This window comes from Streptomyces sp. NPDC004752 (assembly GCF_053601275.1).
In genome coordinates this window covers 67969-86978 of the sequence record NZ_JBSGBN010000023.1, presented here as the reverse complement: position 1 = coordinate 86978, position 19010 = coordinate 67969, and the positions used below count along the sequence as shown (strand labels likewise).

Below are 19010 nucleotides of genomic sequence, written 5' to 3'. Positions count from 1 at the left end.
CCGGACTCGGCGGCGACGGCCCGCAGCCGCCGTACCTCCGCCCGCCACCGTCCCGCGTAGGCGTCACCCCCGCGCCCCGCGGCCCGCACCGCGCCCGCCAGATCGTCGCCGTACGCCCGCGGCGCCTCCTCGCTCAGCAGCGCGACCACCTCCGCCGCCCGCTCCACGCCCACCAGCGGCACGGCGTCGAGCAGCGCCCGCCCCAGCCGGGGGTGCAGCCCCAGCCGGGCCAGCCGCAGCCCCCGCGGCGTCGCCCGGCCCGCCGGGTCCACCGCGCCGATCGCCGTCAGTACCTCGCGCGCCGCCGCCATCGCCCCGCTCGGCGGGGGGTCCAGCAGCGCAAGACCGGAGGCGTCCGGATCGCCCCAGCAGGCCGCCTGAAGGGCGAACGCCGTCAGGTCGGCCACCTTGATCTCCGGCGCCGGGAAACGCGGCAGACGCGTGTCCTCGGCCTCCGTCCAGCAGCGGTACACGGTGCCCGGCGCCTCGCGCCCGGCACGGCCCGCCCGCTGCCGCCCCGCCGCCTGCGACGCCCGTACCGTCGTCAGCGCGCTCAACCCGCGCGCGTGGTCCACCCGCGGCTCCCGCGCGAGCCCCGAGTCGACCACCACCCGCACCCCGGGAACCGTCAGCGAGGACTCCGCGACGGACGTGGCCAGCACCACCCGGCGGCGCTCCCCGGGCGCCAGCACCGCGTCCTGCACCGCCGCGGGCGCCCGCCCGTGGACCTGGAGCACCTCGGCGTCACCGAGATCGCGCGGATCCCCCAACTGCCCGGCGACCCAGGCGATCTCGCCGACACCCGGCAGGAAGCACAGCACGTCCCCCGAGCGCTCGGCCAGCGCCCGCCGCACCACCGACGCCACGTGCGCCGTCAGCGCCGGATCGACCCACAGGCCGTGCGGCGGCCGCACGGGACGCGCCGGAGGCGCCCACACCACCTCGACCCCGTACGCGGCACCCCGCGCCTCGACCACCGGCGCCCCGCCCAGCAGCCGCGCCCACCCCTGCGCGTCCGTGGTCGCCGACGCCGCCACCAGCCGCAACTCCGGCCGCAGCGTCTCGCGCACATCCCACAGGAACGCGGCCGCGGTGTCCGCGTCCAGATGCCGCTCGTGGCACTCGTCGAGCACGACGACGTCGACACCGGCCGACTCCTGGTCCCGCTGGAGCCGCTGCAGCAGCACACCGGTCGTGACCACCTCCACGCGCGCGTGGCGCCCCACGACCCGCTCGCCGCGCACCGTGTAGCCGACGGAGCGCCCGACCTCCTCGCCCAGCAGCCACGCCATCCGGCGGGCCGCCGCGCGCGCCGCGATCCGCCGTGGCTCGGCCACGACCACCCGCCGCGCCGGACCCTCGCCCAGCAGCCCGGCCAGCGCGAGCGGCACCAGCGTGGTCTTCCCGGTGCCGGGCGGCGCCACCAGGACGGCGGTGCCGTGCCCCGCCAGGGCGTCGTCCAGCGCCGGCAGAGCAGCGCGTACGGGCAGGGCGTCCAACGCGTCGTAACGGATCACGCCCCCCAGTGTCGTACGCCCGCGGCACCGTTCTTCACGCGCGCGTGCGTCAGTCCCGCCCTCACGCGCGTGTCAGTCCCGACAACCCACGCGCGTGTGCGTCAGTCCAGCAACCCACGCGCGTGAGCGTCAGTCCCGCTCACAGACGAATATCGCCGTCCCCGGGACCAGGGCGCCCCGCAGCGGGGACCAGCCGCCCCACTCGGACGTGTTCCACGCCGGCCACTCCGGTTCGACCAGGTCCACCAGCCGGAAACCGGAGGAGACGATGTCCCGGACCCGGTCGCCGACCGTCCTGTGGTGCTCGACGTACACCGCCCGGCCCGCCGCGTCCTGCTCCACATAGGGCGTGCGGTCGAAGTACGACGACGAGACCGTCAGCCCCTGCGGCCCCGGCTCGTCCGGGAACGCCCAGCGGATCGGGTGCGTGACGGAGAAGACGAACCGGCCGCCCGGGCGCAGCACTCGGCGCACCTCCCGCAGCACCAGCCGCGGGTCGGCCACGAACGGCAGCGCCCCGTACGCCGAGCACGCCAGGTCGAAGGAGGCATCCGCGAACGGCAGCTCGGCAGCGTCGGCACACACCAGGGGGAACGATCCGCCGATGCGCAGCGCGTGTTGCAGCTGGCGGTGCGAGAGATCCAGGGCCACCGGACGCGCGCCCTGCGCCGCCAGCCAGCGCGCGCACTGCCCCGCGCCCGCGCCGACCTCCAGAACGGCCTTGCCCTTCAGCTCCTCCGATGGGCCGAGCAACTCGGCCTCCACCTCGTCGAGGCCCTCGGGACCCCACACGAAACGGTCGTCCCCGAGGAACGTGCCGTGCTCGACCTGGTATTCGTCCGCGTTCCGGTCCCACCAGCCGCGATTGGCGCGGGCGCTCTCCGCGACACCGGCCGCACGCCGGGTGGCCTCCGGTTCGGACGCTTCGGACTTTTGGATGATCGGCTCCCTCGTCGTACTTTTCCCTGCGATCTCGGGGCCTGCGTGTCACGGAAGGCGTGTCACGAAAGAGGCCCCCACGGACCGGCACCGACATGGCATGGCCTGGCGGGACGGTTCTTGTGCCGGGTATGCCACGATCCGCCCCGGCTGTGCCTCTTCGTGCATTGACCCTGTCCGGCTGCCCCCGTATGCTACAAGTTGCGCTGCGGGCCTGCGCTCCTCAGACGTAGCAGGCTGCGCTCGCATCTGTTGTATGTCCCCTCGGTTGTCGAGGCGCCGTCGCCGGATTCCTGGCGGGGCGCTTCCTAGGCTGTCCGGCTTCTGCAGAGCGAAACGGGCTCCCGGCGTAAGCAGTGCCTACGACTTCAATGTCCGTACCGGAGCCCTTTCCCACATGACGAGCAGCACCGAGACCACCGCCACCACCCCGCAGGTAGCGGTCAACGACATCGGTAACGAGGAAGCCTTCCTCGCAGCGATCGACGAGACGATCAAGTACTTCAACGACGGCGACATCGTCGACGGCGTCATCGTGAAGGTCGACCGGGACGAGGTCCTGCTCGACATCGGTTACAAGACCGAAGGTGTCATCCCGAGCCGCGAGCTCTCGATCAAGCACGACGTCGACCCGAACGAGGTCGTCGCCGTCGGTGACGAGATCGAGGCCCTGGTCCTCCAGAAGGAGGACAAAGAAGGCCGCCTGATCCTCTCGAAGAAGCGCGCCCAGTACGAGCGTGCCTGGGGCACCATCGAGAAGATCAAGGAAGAGGACGGCATCGTCACCGGTACCGTCATCGAGGTCGTCAAGGGTGGTCTCATCCTCGACATCGGCCTCCGTGGCTTCCTGCCGGCGTCCCTTGTCGAGATGCGCCGGGTCCGCGACCTCCAGCCGTACGTCGGCAAGGAGCTCGAGGCCAAGATCATCGAGCTGGACAAGAACCGCAACAACGTGGTCCTGTCCCGCCGCGCCTGGCTGGAGCAGACCCAGTCCGAGGTCCGCCAGACGTTCCTCACGACCCTCCAGAAGGGTCAGGTCCGCTCCGGTGTGGTCTCCTCGATCGTCAACTTCGGTGCCTTCGTGGACCTGGGCGGCGTCGACGGTCTGGTGCACGTCTCCGAGCTGTCCTGGAAGCACATCGACCACCCGTCCGAGGTCGTCGAGGTCGGCCAGGAGGTCACCGTCGAGGTCCTCGACGTCGACATGGACCGCGAGCGTGTCTCCCTGTCGCTGAAGGCGACCCAGGAAGACCCGTGGCAGCAGTTCGCCCGCACCCACCAGATCGGCCAGGTCGTGCCCGGCAAGGTCACGAAGCTGGTTCCGTTCGGTGCGTTCGTCCGCGTCGACGAGGGCATCGAGGGTCTGGTCCACATCTCCGAGCTGGCCGAGCGCCACGTGGAGATCCCGGAGCAGGTCGTCCAGGTCAACGACGAGATCTTCGTCAAGGTCATCGACATCGACCTGGAGCGTCGCCGGATCTCGCTGTCCCTCAAGCAGGCCAACGAGTCCTTCGGTGCCGACCCGGCGTCGGTCGAGTTCGACCCGACCCTGTACGGCATGGCCGCGTCCTACGACGACCAGGGCAACTACATCTACCCCGAGGGCTTCGACCCCGAGACCAACGACTGGCTCGAGGGCTATGAGAAGCAGCGCGAGGAGTGGGAGCGCCAGTACGCCGAGGCGCAGCTGCGCTTCGAGCAGCACCAGCAGCAGGTCATCAAGTCCCGCGAGGCCGATGCCGCCGCTGCCGCCGAGGGCGGCGAGGCCGCCGCTCCGGTCGTGTCCGGTGGCGGTTCGTACTCCTCCGAGGGCGCGGACAACTCCGGCGCGCTGGCCTCGGACGAGGCGCTGGCCGCGCTGCGCGAGAAGCTCGCCGGTGGTCAGAGCTGACCTGAGCCTTTGCCGCTGAGGCTTGGCCGTCGACCGAGGGGCCGCACCTTCCCAGGTGCGGCCCCTTGGCCTTGTACCACGCCTTCCCCCGGGGGCGGCCCCTTGGCCTTGTACCGCGCTTTCCCCGGGTGCGGCCCCGGCCTTGTGCCGTGCCCGTCCGGGTGAGCGCGGCGCCTCGGCTCTGTGGCGCGGTCGTCGTCCGACGGCTGCGGGCCGCCCGCGCCGGATCGCGCAGGTCCTCCCATGCCCTCGGCGGGAGTTGCCCGCGCCCCTGTAGAAGCGTGCGGGATGCACCAATAGTCGATGGCCCGTAACCGGCCATGGGGGTTTCCTCGGCCAGGACTGTCATGGCGGCCACACCATGCTGGAAGCCCGCGACCGCGTCGGCGGCCGCAAGCTCACCGTCCACGGCGGTGACACGCTCATGGACATCAACGGCCTGCGGCAGACGGCCGGTTTCCATACGGTTCCCTCGGAATCGACTACACCGGCACGGGCACCGAGCACCGTGGCTCCATCGTCGACTCCAGCCCACTGTCGACTCTGGCTTCACCGTCGACTCCGGCGCCGTCGGCGCCCCCGGGCGCGAACTCGGCGATGTCCCCTCACTCTCCTAGGTGTTCGCCTCCCACGTCGGCTGCTCCTTCTCCTTCGAGTTCGGCTACGACCAGGCGATGCGGAGGTTCCAGCCGGTCGACGGCATGGACCAGAAACTCGGAGTGCTCGCCCGCGCCATGGGTGAGGAGCGGATCCGCACCGGCGCGTGCTCGCGTCCTGACCCGTCAGGCGCGTAGACACGGCGGCTCCATGCGGTCCGCGCACCGCCCGGCGCCGCCATGACCGGTCCAGGGAGGCGGGAATGCCCGCGTTCTCACGGACGTTGACCCCAGGGGAACAGAGGAGGAGCGGTCACAGTGCTTGATCCGCAGGGTTTGTACGCATGGGAGCCGAAGGGGCTGGCCGTCGTCGATATGGCGCTGGCCCAGGAGTCGGCCGGTCTTGTCATGCTCTACCACTTCGACGGATACATCGACGCGGGCGAGACCGGCGACCAGATCGTCGACCGGCTGCTCGACTCGCTGCCCCGCCAACTCGTGGCCCGTTTCGACCACGACCGGCTCGTGGACTACCGGGCCCGTCGCCCGCTGCTGACGTTCAAACGGGACCGCTGGACCGACTACGAGGTCCCGGCCATCGAGGTCCACCTCGTCCAGGACGCCACCGGAGCGCCCTTCCTGTTGCTGTCCGGCCCGGAGCCGGACGTGGAGTGGGAGCGCTTCGCCACCGCCGTACGGCAGATCGTGGAGCGGCTCGGCGTCCGCCTGTCCGTGAACTTCCACGGCATCCCCATGGGCGTCCCGCACACCCGCCCCGTGGGCGTCACCCCGCACGGCAACCGCGCCGACCTGGTCCCGGGCCGCAGCCCCTTCGACGAGGCCCAGGTGCCCGGCAGCGCCGAGTCGCTCGTGGAGTACCGCCTCATGGAGGCCGGACACGACGTCCTGGGCGTCGCCGCGCACGTACCGCACTACATCGCCCGCTCCCCGTACCCGGACGCGGCGCTGACCGTCCTGGAGGCCATCACGGCCGCCACCGGCCTGGTTCTGCCCGGTATCGCGCACTCGCTGCGCACGGACGCGCACCGCACACAGACCGAGATCGACCGGCAGATCCAGGAGGGCGACGAGGAACTGACGGCCCTCGTCCAGGGCCTGGAGCACCAGTACGACGCCGCCGCGGGCGCCGAGACGCGGGGCAACATGCTCGCCGAACCGGTCGAGATCCCGTCGGCGGACGAGATCGGGCAGGAGTTCGAGCGATTCCTGGCGGAACGGGAGGGCGAGGGCTGACCGGTCTGCGGCCGGTCGGGTCCGGCCGTCGTGTGGGGGTTGTTCGTGTGTCGGGCGGTCTGAGCCCGGGCACTTCGTGCGCGGGCTCGGCTGGGTTCGGGTGGTTCGTGGGTGCGGGGTCGGTCGTGTGCGGAGCGTTCGGGTGCCCGTCGTCGTGTGGTCAGCCGGGTGATGGGGCCGTGGGCGCGCCGCGCTACTTGTGGGCGGTTCGCCATGGCCGGTCCGTGCGTGATCAGGAGTGGCCTGTTGTGGTCGGTCCGCGTGTGATCAGGGGTGGTTGTCGTGGCCGGTCCATGCGTGATCAGGGGTGGCCGTCGTTGTCGGACCGTCCCGCCGATCCCGCCCGCCGAGCCGAGCGTCTAGGCTTCCGCCCATGCTGAAAGTTGGCCTGACCGGCGGAATCGGCGCCGGAAAGAGCGAGGTGTCGCGGCTGCTCGTGGAGCACGGTGCCGTGCTGATCGACGCCGACCGCATCGCCCGCGAGGTCGTCGCGCCCGGCACCCCAGGACTCTCGGCGGTGGTCGAGGCATTCGGCGAGCGGGTCCTCGCCGCCGACGGCAGCCTGGACCGGTCCGGGCTCGGCGCGATCGTCTTCGCCGACCCCGAGAAGCTGGCCGTCCTGAACTCGATCGTGCACCCCCTGGTGCGCGCCCGCTCCCGCGAACTGGAGAGCGCGGCGGCCGACGACGCCGTCATCGTGCACGACGTACCGCTCCTCGCCGAGAATGGCCTCGCGCCGCTCTACGACGTAGTGATCGTCGTGGACGCCGGCCCCGGGACCCAGCTCGACCGGCTCGTACGGCGGCGCGGTATGACCGAGGAGGACGCACGCGCGCGTATGGCAGCGCAGGTGACCCGGGAGAAGCGCCTGGAGATCGCGGACATCGTCATCGACAACGACGTACCCCTGGACGCCCTGGGGCGGCGTGTCACCGAGGTGTGGGCCGACCTGGTCCGCAGGGAACACGCGCACCCAGGGGACTCCGCAGGGGCGGCCGGGGAATAGCGTGCACCCGACGGGGCGTTGAATGCCCTCTGCGAGGGAAGGAGTGTGCCGTGCCTGAGACCAGCGGATCGCCCGGACGTACTCCGGAGACGCATGTCATCGACTTCCGTGCCGCCGAGCACCTGCTCAACGCACGGGATCCGCGGGGCGCGGTGAAGCTGCTCGACGGAGTCATCGCCGCGCACCCCGAGAACACGGCCGCCCGTCTGCTACGCGCGCGTGCCTTCTTCGCCGCCGCGCAACTGCGGCCCGCCGAGCTGGAGTTCACCATCGTGCTGGAACGCGAGCCGGACAACGCGTTCGCGCACTTCGCTCTCGCCCGCACCTATGAGCGCCAGGGCCGCCGCGACCAGGCCAAACGCCACTTCCGGCTGGCTGCGGCACTCGACCCGAACCCCCAGTATCTGAAGGCGGCGCAGTTCGATTCCTGAGCCTGGCGGAACCGCGACGCCGACCGGCTCCGTTACCTCGATGCCCGAGGCCGATGCCCGCACGATCACGAGTCCTCCCGTCCCCCCTCGTCCTCCCGGACAGTCGCAGGCGCCCGCGCCACCGGATGGTCACGGGTGCCGGTGCTGCGGAGGGCGGCGGTGGAGCGGACGGCTCTGCGGCGGGCGAGGGTAGGGCTGCGGGTTCTCCGGCGGAGCGTACGGCGGGACATCGCGGCTCGGCTGGTAGTGCGGCCCCTGCCGGATGTGTCTGAGGACCAGGATCATGTCGATGGTGGCCACCAGCCACAGCACCCCGCAGGCAGCGGCCCAGCCCGGCAGGCCCACCAGCGCGAACACCGCCGTACCGAAGATCGCCCAGAGCAGCCCCCACACGCTCAGCCAGAACCGCGCCCGCAGCGCACTGCGCGCGGTCGTCGGCTCACTGCCCGTACGCATCGGATCACCACTCCTGTTTGCAACGTACTCTTCGACGCGGACGCCGACCAAGCGCAACAAGTAGTGGACGTCGACCGAGAGGGCCCCCGGCGTGCTGTGCGACGCCGACGACCTGCCTGAGCTGCTGCTCGACCGGAGCGTGCCCCACTGGGACGTCAACGAACTGGTGAGACTGCACCGCACCGGCGGTACCGTCACCGGCCACACTGGCAACACCGGCGGGGTGCGGCTTCTGGAGGAGTGCGTCGCGGACCTGGTCCGGGCCATCGACGTCCCCGGCCGGCCCGGCTCGGCGATTGGTTCACCGCGCCGCCGGCCGTGCTAGGCCTTTACGTGCCGGTGTACGTGTTCGTCGCCGCCCTCCCGCACGCGCGCGCGTGCCACCGCGAACGCGGTGTCGTGGCCGGTGGCTGTCAGCTTCCGGCCGATGTCGCCCGTCGAACCCTCGCCGACCTCGGCCGGACCATGCCCGTCCACCACAGACGGCACCGTCCGGTGACCCTGCCTCGCCCTGCACATCCCCGACTTCGCCGGGCTGTTGACCCCGGCCGCGTGTGACTTCCCGTCACGGGCACGGGAGTTCTCCTCCCGTTACTTCCGCGAGGAGCGGTACGAGATCGCGGTCTGCCACTCCTGACTGCTCGATCCGCGGCTGAAGCGGGGTCTGCCTGAGCACTCCAACTTGTAGCCGTAGCCGTAGCCGCAGTTGGAACTGGATTCGGAACCGGGGCCGGAGCCGGGACGGGGCCGTGGGTGGTTCCCGATCAGTCCGGAATTACTCGAACGAGTGAACTGGTGCGGCATGGGAACGGGTGTACGGCGCCGGGCCGTTGTTCGGGCATGACGGTTGAAATGCGAGAGGGATACGAGGGAACAGGACCCGGCGCGATCACCCCGGACGGCTGCGCGGTGGAGCTTTACTCGCGTCTGGCGGTGAGGGACGAGCCGGACATCATCGCGGCGGCGGTGCCGGCCGGGGCGAGCATCCTGGAACTGGGCAGCGGTGTTGGACGTGTGACCCACCCCCTGCTGGAGCGCGGGTTCACGGTCACCGCGGTCGACGAGTCCGCGGAGATGCTGGAGCGCGTCCGTGGGGCGCGCACGATATGCAGCCCGATCGAGGACCTCGACCTCGGCAAGACATTCGAGGTGGTGATGCTCGCGTCGTTCCTGGTGCACGCCGGGGACATCGAGGTGCGGCGGGGCCTGCTGCGCACCTGCGCTCGGCACGTTGCGGAGGGCGGCTGTGTGCTGATCCAGCGGGAGGGCGAGGACTACCACACGAATCTCCCCCGCGAGCGGGTCGACCCGAGCGGCTACACCGTGCGCATGGTGTCGGCCGAGCCGGTCGGTGACGGGGTGAACTCGGTGCATGCGGAGTATGTGTTCCCGGACGCGGTCTGGACGCAGACGTTCCTGGCCCGGCCGCTGACAAAGGAACAGTTCGAGGACGCACTGGCGGAGGCCGGACTGGAGGTGGACGAGTATCTGACACCGGACCGGGTGTGGGTACGGGCGGTCCAGGCAGCCTAGTTGCGGTGACCACACAGGCTCGCCGAGTGGGGGCTGGGGCGGTCGGCCGGGCGGCACGGCCCCGGTGCGTTATCGGAGCGGACCCGTCACCGTCGCGCGTGGCGGATCTTCAACCGTCCGAACCCCATGGTTCCGGAGATCCGGATTCTCGGCCCGCCGGGACGTGCAGGCGTCCGGGTCTTGTAGCGCAGGTCCTTCCACCCGGTGTGCAGGTCCTCGACGTCCACGGTCGCGTCGCGCGGCACCGTGATCTTGGCGCTACCAGTGCCGAGTTGCAACTCGATGTCGATCGCCGGATGCTCGATGATCGCCTGGGACAGGTCCAGGAGCACCTTTCCGAATGCGGACTCGACCTTGAGGACGCGAGGTACCCGCCATGCGCCGCGCCGCTTGATCCGCCCGCCGGCGGCACCGATCGTGGACGTGGTGCCCGCATTCTCCGCCGGGAACGAAGCCAGAGCCGACACGAGGGCGCTGTGCGTTGTCGCGGTGAGCACCTGGTGGAGGCGTGCGTCCATCTCCTCGTGCGAGATGTGCCCTCCGGCATACGCCTCCTGCACGCGCTGCACAGCCGTGTTGCGGTCGTCTTCGCTGATTTGTGACGGCGGGTCTTCCGGCAGAGAGGCCACCGTCACACCTTACTGCCCCCTGACGACGCGGCCGGGCCGCGGATGCCGCAGAGCCAGGTGGGTCAAGACGCACACCAGTGGAAACCAGACGGACGGCGATGAGTTCGGGAACGGAAAGGGGTCTGCCTCTGTGACAACGACCAGGACACCTCAACGGGAGACCCCATGTCCGAGACCACCGCCTCCGGCACATCCGCCACCCACACCGCGTCCGGTGCGGTCATCGCCGAGTCGGCGACCCCGCGCGGCCGCCGCGCCCGTGCCGCCCTGTTCGGTCTGCAGGTGCTGCTCGCGCTCTTCTACGCGATCGCGAGTGCCCTGCCCAAGCTGATCGCGCACTCCTCGGCCGTCGAGTCCTTCGACAAGATCGGCTGGGGCACCACGGGCATGTACATCATCGGCGTGCTCGAACTGGCAGGAGCGGTCGCCCTGTTGATACCGGTCCTGCAGTCGGTGGCGGCCATGGCGCTCAGCATGCTCATGGTGGGGGCGTTCATCGTCCTGCTCACCGCGTTCGACGGAGAGAACGCGGCGACCCCGCTCATCCTGATCGTGCCGCTGGCCCTCATAGCCTGGGCCCGGCGCAGGCACAACAGGGACCTGCTGCGGCTGGTGCGCCGACAGGCATGACCGGCGTACCGCGGCGGCGTCCGATGACCAGACCGGGCCGGGCCCCGGGGCGGGTCACCGGGAGCCTGGGGGGCGGTTGCTGAGGCCGCGCAGGGCCCGCAGGCGTTCCAGCTCGCGGCGGTCGCGCTTGGTGGGGCGGCCGGTGCCGGGGTCGCGCACGGCCACAGGGGCGACGGCCTCGCGGGGCGGGGGCGGCGGCGAGTTGTCGACATAGCACTGAACCGCCACGGGGGCGCCGACCCGCTTGCGGATCAGGCGCTTGACGACGACGATCCGCTCCCGCCCCTCGTGCCGCAGCCGCACCTCGTCGCCGACGCGCACGGAGTACGCGGGCTTCACGCGCTCGCCGTTGACGTGGACGTGCCCGCCACGGCAGGCGGCTGCGCCGAGAGAACGGGTCTTGATCAGGCGTACGGCCCAGATCCAACTGTCGATGCGGACGGTCGTGCCCTTTCCCGGACCGGCCGCCTCGGCGGCGGCCACCGCCGAGGCGATCTTGGGGTCCATGGCGTCGCCGGTGGCGGGCGGGTCCGGGGTGACCTCGGACTCGGCGTCGGCTCGTGCGCGAGGGTCGTCGGCCGTGCCATCGGCCCGGGCATCCGGCCGGGCGTCCATCGGATCGCCGGTTCGCCCGGTCTCATGGTTCCTGTTCACGTCCGCATCCTCGGAAGCCATGCCCCGACCCTAACTCGCCGGGCCGGGGGACACGGCAGCGTTTTCTGCCCGTCGCTGCCCGTCGCGGCTTGTTGCTGCTCGTCGCTGCCCGCCGTCGTGTGTTCGCCGCTCGCCGCTCGCCGCTCGCTGTCCGTCGCCCATCGTCCGCCGTTCCGTCCGTGGTCTGGCGGGGTGGTCCTTTGCTGGGCATACCGTGGGGGCATGGACCGCAGCCGCCTCGATGCTCTCGACCGGCGCATCGCCGGCTGCCGGGCCTGCCCGCGGCTGGTCGCATGGCGCGAGGAGGTGGCCCGGACCAAGCGCGCCGCCTTCGCCGACTGGACGTACTGGGGCCGCCCGGTGCCCGGCTACGGACCGCCCGACGCCCGGCTGCTGATCGTCGGGCTGGCGCCCGCCGCGCACGGCGGGAACCGGACCGGCCGGATGTTCACCGGCGACCGTTCGGGAGACGTGCTGTACCGGGCGCTGTACGACATCGGGCTGGCCTCGCAGCCCACCTCGGTGAGCGCCGACGACGACCTGGAACTGTCCGGCGTGCGCGTCACCTCGCCCGTGCACTGCGCCCCGCCCGCCAACCGGCCGACGCCCGCGGAACGCGACACCTGCCGCCCATGGCTGGTGCGGGAGCTGAGGCTGCTGCGGCCCACCCTGCGGGCCGCGGTCGTGCTGGGCGCCTTCGGCTGGCAGGCCACGCTGCCCGCGTTCGCCGAGGCGGGCTGGACGGTTCCGCGACCCCGGCCGGTCTTCGCGCACGGCACCCGGGTGTCCCTCGGCGGGCTGGATCTCTTCGGCTGCTTCCACGTCAGCCAGCGCAACACCTTCACCGGACGGCTCACGCCCGAGATGCTGCGGGAGGTGCTGCGCACGGCGGCGGACGCGGCCGGGCTGCCCGGCCGGAAATGAAAGGACAGGCCCGTCGTCGGGCCGTTACGGTGCCCCGATGCCCCTCTATCCGGAGATCGAACCGTACGACCACGGCATGCTCGACGTCGGTGACGGCAATCTCGTCCATTGGGAGACCTGCGGCAACCCGCACGGCAAGCCCGCGCTCATGCTGCACGGTGGTCCGGGCTCCGGCTGCACCCCGCACCTGCGCCGCTACTGCGACCCGGCCGCCTATCGCATCGTGCTTCTCGACCAGCGCGGCAGCGGACGTTCGACGCCGCGGGCGAGCGCGTACGGCACCGACATGAGCGTCAACACGACCGCCCATCTGATCGCCGACCTGGAACTGCTGCGTCGGCACCTCGGGATCGAGCGGTGGCTGGTGTGGGGCATCTCGTGGGGGTCGGTGTTGGGGCTGCGGTACGCGCAGACGCGTCCGGAGACCGTGTCCGAGCTGGTGCTGGCCGGGGTCGCGACCGGCTCCAATGCCGAAGTGGCGCTGCTGACAAGAGGATTGGGGAGGATCTTCCCCGAGGCGTTCGAGCAGTTCCTGGCCGGGCTGCCCGAGGGGGAGCGGGACGGCAACCTCGCCGCCGCCTACCACCGGCTGCTGGAGTCGTCCGACCCGACGGTGCGGGAGCGGGCGGCGCGGGCCTGGACCGACTGGGAAACGGCGATCGTGCCCGCGCCGCCGCGGTCGGTCGAGCGGTACGAGGACCCGGAGTTCCGGATGGGCTTCGCCCGTACGGTCACCCACTACTGGGGCAACGACCACTTCCTGGGCGAGGGCAACGACGAGGGCGTCGTGCTGCGCGACGCGCGCCTGCTGGAGGGCATCCCGGGGACCCTCGTCCAGGGCAGTCTCGACCTGGCCAACCTCGTCGGGATGGTCTGGCGGCTCCATCATGCCTGGCCCGGAAGCGAGTTGGTGGTCGTGGACGAGGCCGGCCACAACGCGGGCGCGCCGGGCATCGTGGACGCGTTGGTGGCGGCGACGGACAACTACGCGCCGAAGCGCACCGCCCGCTAGGGCCTCGCGCGAGTGGACACACCGGCCGGGTCCGGCCGTACTCCCGGATCCGGCTGCTTGGCGGACCGTTGACCGGTGGTCGGCCCGCACATGGCGCGATGCGCGGGTGCGGAGGGGCCGGTGCTCGGCCGCGCCGGGATGACGGGACTGTGGAGGGCGTGGGGGGCGGCCCGCGGGCCGATCACGGCCGCCACACATAGCGAACGTCCGGCTCCCGCTCCTCGTTCCTGCTGCCGTCCGTGAACTCCACGGCGACGAAGCCGTGCCGTTCGTAGAAGCGGTGGGCGGGCTTGTTGACCTGGAAGGTCCACAACGTGAGGCCCTCGGGGCCGCGTTCCTTGGCCAGGTCGATGAACCGGTCGCCGATGCCGCGGCCCCGCCACCCGGGGCCGAGGTAGAGCTGGGACAGTGTCGCGCCGTCGAGCACCATCACCCCCACGATCCCGCCGCCGTCGGCCGACTCGGCGACCCATGTCTCCCCGAGCGGTACGAGGACGTCACCGAAGTAGTCCCGTACGGCGTCGTCGGACCGTGGGCGTACGACAGTCGGCAGCGCGGCGTCGTAGGAACGCAGCCAGACGTCGGCGGCGGCGCGCGCGTCGGCCGCGACGGCACGCCGCAGCACGATGTCCTCACCGGCGTTCACTCGCCCACCCCCGCGGGGACGACGGCCGTGGCGGTGATCTCCACCAACTGCCCGCGATAACCGAGACAGGCCACGCCGACCAGCGTCGACGCATGTGGCCCGGCGTTGAGCCCCGAGGCGTCGACCACCTCCCACACCTGGGCGAGCACCCCGGGCTCACCGCTTACGACGTACACATCCGTCGCCACGACATGCGCCAGGTCGCTGCCCACGGCGCCGAGTTGTTCGACCAGGTTCGCGATCACCTGCTCGGCCTGCCGTACGGGATCGCCCGGGCCGACGACCGCGCCGTTCGCATCGAGCGGCACGGCCCCGGCGAGGAACGCGAGCCTCGTGCCCGCTTCGACGACGGAGGCATGGGAGTACCCGGGGGGCGGGAAGAGGGCGGGGACGGTGACGCGCTGGATCACGGCGGCTCCTGGCACGGGTGTCGGGGAGGGACAGGTCGAGGGAGGGAGGCGGCAGACCACGGGCGGCTTCCCGTGGTCCGAGTCGAGGGAGGACAACCTGCTGATCATCCGGGGCCCGGCCCCGCGTCCGCATCCGAATTGTTCGGCCTACTCGGCTTACGTGGCTCATTCGGCTCGTGCCACCGGCCGACCGCACATAGGCTTCCGGCGATCTCCGCTTCCCGGCGATCTCCACGGAAGCGCATCGCACCGCGCCGCAGTCCCGCCGCACCCGCCGGAGCCGCCCATGCCGTCCGACCCCGATCAGATGTTCCTGGACACCACCGCCGACCGTCTCGCCGCGCTTCCCGCCGTCCGGGCCGTGGCCCTCGGCGGCTCGCGGGCCCAGGGCACCCACCGCCCGGACAGCGACTGGGACCTCGCCGTCTACTACCGGGGCCCCTTCGATCCCGCGGAGTTGCGCGCCCTCGGCTGGCCGGGCGAGGTGTCCGAGATCGGCGGCTGGGGCGGCGGTGTGTTCAACGGCGGCGCCTGGCTGTCCATCAAGGGCCGTCGCGTCGACGTGCACTACCGCGACCTGGACAGCGTCGAGCATGAACTGGCGGAGGCGCGGGAGGGCCGTTTCCGGGTGGAGCCGTTGCTCTTCCACCTCGCCGGCATCCCCAGTTACCTGGTCGTCGCCGAGCTGGCGGTCAACACGGTGCTACGGGGCGAACTGCCGCGCCCCGCGGTCTATCCGCCGAAACTGCGCCGAACCGCCCTCGAACACTGGCACGGCACCGCCCTCGAACACTGGCACGGCACCGCCCGCGCCACCCTCGCCTACGCCCAGGCCAACCACGCGCCGCACGGCCGCCTCACCGAGGTCGCCGGCGCCCTCGCCGTGGCCGCCGCGCAGACCGCCCACGCGGTGCTCGCGGCGCGCGGGGAATGGGTGACCAACGAGAAACGGCTGCTGGAGCGGGCGGGACTGCGCGCCGTCGACGGCATCGTGGCCGGGCTGGACGGCTCCGGACTCATGGCCGGAATCGAGCGTGCCGAGGCCCTCTTCGAGGAGTCGCTCGCCGCGGCTCGCGCCGTCGCCGGCCCGGCCACGGCCGGCGGCCAGGCCACCGAATAATCATTCGAGACCGCGCAATTGACGCTGTTAACGTCTTCCCGTGGCGAAACTCAACCAGATCATCGCAGTCGAGAAGGGCATCAAGTCCAAGGCGCACCAGGACCTGACCGCCGCTCATCATGGGCTGCAGAAGCCCGCGTTGCTGGCGGGTATCTCGCGGACTTATCAGCCGAAGGACGAGGAGGGCGAGCAGTTGCCGCCCGAGTCGACGCGGGTTCAGGTCAAGGCCGAGGACGTGCTGCGGGAGACCGCGGCGACCCTGACGCGGCTGTTCGACGTGACCGCCACCAAGGACTGGGCCAACTGCGTCGCGCGAGCGGACGTGAAGGCGGACGGGCGGGTGCTCATCGCGGATGTCCCCGTCTCCTACCTGCTGTTCCTGGAGAAGCAGCTCGTCGACCTCAACACCTTCGTACGGAAGCTGCCGGTGCTCGACGCCTCCGAGTCGTGGGTGCAGGACCCGTCCACCGACGCCTGGAAGACCGAGTCGGTGCGGACGCTGCGCACCAAGAAGGTGCCCCGCAACCACGTCAAGGCGGAGGCCACCGAGAAGCACCCGGCCCAGGTCGAGGTCTACTACGAGGACGTGCCCATCGGGTACTGGACCACCGTGAAGTTCTCCGGTGCGCTTCCCGCCCGGCGCGTCAACGAACTCCTCGACCGGGTCGAGAAGTTGCAGCAGGCCGTGAAGTTCGCGCGGGAGGAGGCGAACGGCGTCGACGTCGTCGACCAGCGGGTCGGTGACGCCGTGTTCGGTTACCTCTTCCAGTAGCCCGTCATATGTGAGACTCCCCGGTCCTCGTGACCGGGGTGCGCGAGGAGCGCAAGCTGAAACTGAGGCTTGTCGTGACTGCGCGGTTCCAGTGGAGGTTCGAGTCCTCCCCGCGGCATTCATGGGCGATCCCCGTGCCGCGGTGGCCCAACCGGCAGAGGCAGACCGCGATCAATCTCAGACTCTCGCTCCAGATTCAGCATTCGCCGTCGATCGCCGGATCGACCGGGCCCAGGCCCCAGGGCGTCGAAATGCCGGTTCAAGTCCGGTCCGCACAGCTCGATGTGCGGTGGTCCAAAGGCAGGACGCGACGACATGACAACTGACCTGGGTTCTCAAGCGTGCCGGCGTGTGATCGTGGACGGCATTCCAGGGCCCGGGGGCAGGCCACGCCCCCGGGTCCGCTCCCGTTCGTCGGCGACCGGGCGGACCGCTGCCCGCGCCCGGCCGCTCCACACCGGCCCTGCGCGCCCGCGACGACGTCCTCTCCGCTTTGGAGATGTGACCGTTGTGACAGGAGAGTTGACGGTCCGGCTGCCACGCACGTCGACCGCGGTCACGGCCGCCGCATCCAGGAGTACGACACCTGAGCGCCCCGCTTTCTTTCTAGGCTGTGCCTCATGGATCTCGCGGACGGCCTCCTCGACCACCCGTACGACGTGTATCGGCGGCTGCGCGACAGCGCGCCGGTCCACCGCATCACCGGCCCCGACGGCACCCCCGCCTGGCTCGTCACCCGCTACGACGATGTGCGCGACGCCCTCGCCGACCCCCGGCTCTCGCTCGACAAACGGCATGCCTCGGCGGGCACCTACAAGGGTTTCTCGCTGCCGCCCGCGCTCGACGCCAACCTCCTCAACATGGACCCGCCCGACCACACGCGCGTGCGCCGTCTGGTCGGCCGGGCCTTCACACCGCGCCGCGTCCAGCGGTTGCGCGCGCCGATCCGGCACACCGCCGACGCGCTGCTCGATGCGCTCGGCCCGCACGGCAGCGCCGACCTCGTCGCCGCCTACGCCGCGCCCCTGCCGATCACCGTCATCTGCGACCTGCTCGGCATCCCGGACGAGCACCGGTTCGATTTCAGGGTCTGGACGGACAGCCTCGTCGCCCCCGACCCGGCACGGCCCGAAGCCGGCAAGGAGTCGGTGGTGGCGATGCTGGGGTATTTCACCCGGCTGCTCCGCGACAAGCGCGCCGAGCCGGACGACGACCTGCTCTCCGACCTGATCGCGGTGCGGGACGACGGCGACCGGCTGAGCGAGGACGAGCTGATGTCCCTCGCCTTCCTCATCCTGTTCGCCGGGTACGAGAACGCGGTACAGCTCATCGGGAACTCGGTGCTCGCCCTCCTCAGCCACCCCGACCAGCTCGCCGCGCTGCGCCGGGACCCCGGCCTGCTGCCGGGCGCCGTCGAGGAGTTCGCCCGCTACGAGGGACCCGCGCTGCTCGCCATCCGGCGCTTCACGGTCGAGGACGTGACGATCGGCGGGGTGACCGTGCCCGCGGGCGAGACGGTCTGGGTGTCGCCGGCGGCCGCCAACCGGGACCCCGTCCGCTTCCCCGACCCCGACCGCCTCGACCTCGGCCGCGACGTCGGCGGACACCTCGCCCTCGGCCACGGCATCCACTACTGCCTCGGCGCGCCGCTGGCCCGCGCGGAGACCGAGATCGCCCTGGCCGCGCTGCTGGAGCGGTTCCCGGATCTGGCGCTCGGCGACGGCGCGTTGCGGTGGCGCCGGTCGCTGCGCGCGCGGGGGCTGGTCGCGCTGCCCGTGACCTACTGATACCGGCGCCGGTGCAGAGCGGCGGAAAAAACTCCCCGCGCGGCGATGATTTCCGCCTCGCCCGCCGGTCACCACCCAGAACGCAGCGTCGTGACCGTCGTACAGGAGGGGTCCATGCGGTTACCGGAGATCGTCTCGCGCGAGCAGTGGCGTGCGGCGCGGGCGGAGTTGCTCGCCAAGGAGGAGGCGGTCGGGCGCGCACGCGACGTGCTCAACGCGGAGCGGCGCCGGCTGCCCGTGGTCGAGATCGACACGGAGTACGTCTTCGACGGCGGCGACGGCAAGGCGACGCTGCTCGACCTCTTCGCGGGGCGGCGCCAACTCGTCGTCTATCACTTCATGTTCGCGCCCGAATGGGACACGGGCTGCGTCAACTGCTCCGCGTTCCTCGACCAGATCGGGCACCTGGCACACCTCCACGCGCGCGGGACGTCGTTCGCGGCCGTCTCCCGGGCGCCGTTCACCCGGATCCTGCCGTTCAAGGCCCGGATGGGCTGGACACTGCCCTGGGTCTCGTCGTACGACAACGACTTCAACCGGGACTTCGGGGTGACCCTGGAGCGCGCCGGGAGGCTCGTCGAGCAGCCCGGGATCAGCTGCTTCCTGCGCGAGCACGACCGGGTCTTCCACACCTACTCGGCCTCCGAAGACGGGTTGGACGGGCTGGGATCCATCCCCAGTCTGCTGGACCTGACGGCGCTGGGCCGCACCCCCGAGGGCCGTGACCACGTCCGCTATCACGACGAGTACTACTGACTACTGACATGGAGCGTGCGTGAACCGGTGCAAGGTGATCGGTTCCG

General features: G+C 71.3%; 23 protein-coding genes. 16 read left to right on the top strand and 7 right to left on the bottom strand.

Annotated features, from left to right (window positions below):
* Both ACWEKM_RS12755 and ACWEKM_RS12750 read right to left on the bottom strand, forming a co-directional pair.
* On the bottom strand, positions 1 to 1517 hold a 1517-nt coding region (locus tag ACWEKM_RS12755; protein WP_451621183.1), incomplete at its 3' end, for a DEAD/DEAH box helicase.
* A gap of 129 nt (positions 1518 to 1646) precedes the next feature.
* Positions 1647 to 2489 (bottom strand): class I SAM-dependent methyltransferase, encoded by an 843-nt coding sequence (locus ACWEKM_RS12750; RefSeq protein WP_451621191.1) that lies wholly within the window; start codon positions 2487 to 2489, stop codon positions 1647 to 1649.
* 364 nt (positions 2490 to 2853) lie between these two features.
* Between ACWEKM_RS12750 and rpsA the strand changes: the two genes are divergently transcribed.
* The 5 genes from rpsA to ACWEKM_RS12725 all read left to right on the top strand — a co-directional run bounded on the left by rpsA (position 2854) and on the right by ACWEKM_RS12725 (position 7634).
* Positions 2854 to 4347 carry a 30S ribosomal protein S1 gene (gene rpsA, locus ACWEKM_RS12745; RefSeq protein ID WP_451621182.1) on the top strand — a complete coding sequence of 498 codons (1494 nt, stop codon included), beginning with the start codon at positions 2854 to 2856 and terminating at the stop codon, positions 4345 to 4347.
* A gap of 617 nt (positions 4348 to 4964) precedes the next feature.
* Positions 4965 to 5141: a hypothetical protein gene (locus ACWEKM_RS12740; protein WP_451621181.1), complete on the top strand. Its 177-nt coding sequence runs from the start codon at positions 4965 to 4967 to the stop codon at positions 5139 to 5141.
* Positions 5142 to 5261: 120 nt separating this feature from the next.
* Positions 5262 to 6197: a PAC2 family protein gene (locus tag ACWEKM_RS12735; protein ID WP_451621180.1), complete on the top strand. Its 936-nt coding sequence runs from the start codon at positions 5262 to 5264 to the stop codon at positions 6195 to 6197.
* 373 nt (positions 6198 to 6570) lie between these two features.
* Complete coding sequence (gene coaE / locus ACWEKM_RS12730; protein WP_451621179.1) at positions 6571 to 7203, top strand: dephospho-CoA kinase; 633 nt, start codon at positions 6571 to 6573, stop codon at positions 7201 to 7203.
* A 50-nt stretch (positions 7204 to 7253) separates the two neighbouring features.
* Complete coding sequence (locus ACWEKM_RS12725; RefSeq protein WP_351735063.1) at positions 7254 to 7634, top strand: tetratricopeptide repeat protein; 381 nt, start codon at positions 7254 to 7256, stop codon at positions 7632 to 7634.
* Between the two features lie 129 nt (positions 7635 to 7763).
* Here the strand turns inward: ACWEKM_RS12725 and ACWEKM_RS12720 are convergent, their stop codons facing one another.
* Positions 7764 to 8090, bottom strand: coding sequence for a DUF6343 family protein (locus tag ACWEKM_RS12720; RefSeq protein WP_451621178.1), 327 nt, complete (start codon positions 8088 to 8090; stop codon positions 7764 to 7766).
* Between the two features lie 91 nt (positions 8091 to 8181).
* On the opposite strand from ACWEKM_RS12720, the gene ACWEKM_RS12715 reads away from it, so the two are divergent.
* The 4 genes from ACWEKM_RS12715 (at position 8182) to ACWEKM_RS12700 (ending at position 9623) form a co-directional block, all read left to right on the top strand.
* Complete coding sequence (locus tag ACWEKM_RS12715; protein ID WP_451621193.1) at positions 8182 to 8415, top strand: hypothetical protein; 234 nt, start codon at positions 8182 to 8184, stop codon at positions 8413 to 8415.
* On the top strand, positions 8331 to 8648 hold the full coding sequence (locus tag ACWEKM_RS12710; protein WP_451621177.1) for an acyltransferase domain-containing protein: 318 nt from the start codon (positions 8331 to 8333) through the stop codon (positions 8646 to 8648). Before ACWEKM_RS12715 ends, ACWEKM_RS12710 begins: the two co-directional genes overlap by 85 nt.
* Positions 8629 to 8727, top strand: a complete 99-nt coding sequence (locus tag ACWEKM_RS12705) for a hypothetical protein (RefSeq protein WP_451621176.1) — start codon at positions 8629 to 8631, stop codon at positions 8725 to 8727. The genes ACWEKM_RS12710 and ACWEKM_RS12705 overlap by 20 nt, the downstream gene beginning before the upstream one ends.
* A 215-nt stretch (positions 8728 to 8942) precedes the next feature.
* A complete protein-coding gene (locus ACWEKM_RS12700) occupies positions 8943 to 9623 on the top strand; it encodes a class I SAM-dependent methyltransferase (RefSeq protein WP_451621175.1) in 681 nt (226 codons plus the stop codon).
* 86 nt (positions 9624 to 9709) lie between these two features.
* On the opposite strand, the gene ACWEKM_RS12695 is transcribed toward ACWEKM_RS12700, so the two are convergent.
* Positions 9710 to 10252, bottom strand: coding sequence for a DUF1707 SHOCT-like domain-containing protein (locus tag ACWEKM_RS12695; RefSeq protein ID WP_451621174.1), 543 nt, complete (start codon positions 10250 to 10252; stop codon positions 9710 to 9712).
* A gap of 165 nt (positions 10253 to 10417) precedes the next feature.
* On the opposite strand from ACWEKM_RS12695, the gene ACWEKM_RS12690 reads away from it, so the two are divergent.
* Positions 10418 to 10882, top strand: a complete 465-nt coding sequence (locus ACWEKM_RS12690; RefSeq protein WP_451621173.1) for a DoxX family protein — start codon at positions 10418 to 10420, stop codon at positions 10880 to 10882.
* A gap of 54 nt (positions 10883 to 10936) precedes the next feature.
* Here the strand turns inward: ACWEKM_RS12690 and ACWEKM_RS12685 are convergent, their stop codons facing one another.
* Positions 10937 to 11557 (bottom strand): RNA-binding S4 domain-containing protein, encoded by a 621-nt coding sequence (locus tag ACWEKM_RS12685; protein ID WP_451621172.1) that lies wholly within the window; start codon positions 11555 to 11557, stop codon positions 10937 to 10939.
* Between the two features lie 201 nt (positions 11558 to 11758).
* Here ACWEKM_RS12685 and ACWEKM_RS12680 point away from each other — a divergent pair, with 201 nt between their 5' ends.
* A complete protein-coding gene (locus ACWEKM_RS12680; protein WP_451621171.1) occupies positions 11759 to 12460 on the top strand; it encodes a uracil-DNA glycosylase in 702 nt (233 codons plus the stop codon).
* 37 nt (positions 12461 to 12497) lie between these two features.
* On the top strand, positions 12498 to 13472 hold the full coding sequence (pip, locus tag ACWEKM_RS12675; protein ID WP_451621170.1) for a prolyl aminopeptidase: 975 nt from the start codon (positions 12498 to 12500) through the stop codon (positions 13470 to 13472).
* A gap of 181 nt (positions 13473 to 13653) precedes the next feature.
* Here the strand turns inward: pip and ACWEKM_RS12670 are convergent, their stop codons facing one another.
* Both ACWEKM_RS12670 and ACWEKM_RS12665 read right to left on the bottom strand, forming a co-directional pair.
* On the bottom strand, positions 13654 to 14118 hold the full coding sequence (locus ACWEKM_RS12670) for an N-acetyltransferase family protein (RefSeq protein WP_451621169.1): 465 nt from the start codon (positions 14116 to 14118) through the stop codon (positions 13654 to 13656).
* Entirely contained in the window at positions 14115 to 14528 is a 414-nt protein-coding gene (locus tag ACWEKM_RS12665) for a RidA family protein (RefSeq protein ID WP_451621168.1), read from the bottom strand. Before ACWEKM_RS12665 ends, ACWEKM_RS12670 begins: the two co-directional genes overlap by 4 nt.
* A 286-nt stretch (positions 14529 to 14814) precedes the next feature.
* Between ACWEKM_RS12665 and ACWEKM_RS12660 the strand changes: the two genes are divergently transcribed.
* The 4 genes from ACWEKM_RS12660 to ACWEKM_RS12645 all read left to right on the top strand — a co-directional run bounded on the left by ACWEKM_RS12660 (position 14815) and on the right by ACWEKM_RS12645 (position 18963).
* Positions 14815 to 15648 (top strand): nucleotidyltransferase domain-containing protein, encoded by an 834-nt coding sequence (locus tag ACWEKM_RS12660; RefSeq protein ID WP_451621167.1) that lies wholly within the window; start codon positions 14815 to 14817, stop codon positions 15646 to 15648.
* 40 nt (positions 15649 to 15688) lie between these two features.
* Positions 15689 to 16420, top strand: coding sequence for a DUF7873 family protein (locus ACWEKM_RS12655; protein WP_451621166.1), 732 nt, complete (start codon positions 15689 to 15691; stop codon positions 16418 to 16420).
* Positions 16421 to 17040: 620 nt separating this feature from the next.
* The gene (locus ACWEKM_RS12650) at positions 17041 to 18207 is read left to right on the top strand and encodes a cytochrome P450 family protein (RefSeq protein ID WP_451621165.1); all 1167 of its coding nucleotides are present in this window, start codon (positions 17041 to 17043) and stop codon (positions 18205 to 18207) included.
* Between the two features lie 114 nt (positions 18208 to 18321).
* Positions 18322 to 18963: a DUF899 domain-containing protein gene (locus tag ACWEKM_RS12645; RefSeq protein ID WP_451621164.1), complete on the top strand. Its 642-nt coding sequence runs from the start codon at positions 18322 to 18324 to the stop codon at positions 18961 to 18963.
* The last annotated feature ends 47 nt before the right edge of the window (positions 18964 to 19010 follow it).

Bases quoted from the DNA above. Each gene is read 5' to 3' on its own strand.
- rpsA (WP_451621182.1), top strand. From the start codon at position 2,854: ATGACGAGCAGCACCGAGACCACCGCCACCACCCCGCAGGTAGCGGTC.
- ACWEKM_RS12685 (WP_451621172.1), bottom strand. From the start codon at position 11,557: ATGGCTTCCGAGGATGCGGACGTGAACAGGAACCATGAGACCGGGCGA.
- coaE (WP_451621179.1), top strand. From the start codon at position 6,571: ATGCTGAAAGTTGGCCTGACCGGCGGAATCGGCGCCGGAAAGAGCGAG.
- ACWEKM_RS12720 (WP_451621178.1), bottom strand. From the start codon at position 8,090: ATGCGTACGGGCAGTGAGCCGACGACCGCGCGCAGTGCGCTGCGGGCG.
- ACWEKM_RS12645 (WP_451621164.1), top strand. From the start codon at position 18,322: ATGCGGTTACCGGAGATCGTCTCGCGCGAGCAGTGGCGTGCGGCGCGG.
- pip (WP_451621170.1), top strand. From the start codon at position 12,498: ATGCCCCTCTATCCGGAGATCGAACCGTACGACCACGGCATGCTCGAC.
- ACWEKM_RS12690 (WP_451621173.1), top strand. From the start codon at position 10,418: ATGTCCGAGACCACCGCCTCCGGCACATCCGCCACCCACACCGCGTCC.
- ACWEKM_RS12680 (WP_451621171.1), top strand. From the start codon at position 11,759: ATGGACCGCAGCCGCCTCGATGCTCTCGACCGGCGCATCGCCGGCTGC.
- ACWEKM_RS12650 (WP_451621165.1), top strand. From the start codon at position 17,041: ATGGATCTCGCGGACGGCCTCCTCGACCACCCGTACGACGTGTATCGG.
- ACWEKM_RS12660 (WP_451621167.1), top strand. From the start codon at position 14,815: ATGCCGTCCGACCCCGATCAGATGTTCCTGGACACCACCGCCGACCGT.
- ACWEKM_RS12700 (WP_451621175.1), top strand. From the start codon at position 8,943: ATGCGAGAGGGATACGAGGGAACAGGACCCGGCGCGATCACCCCGGAC.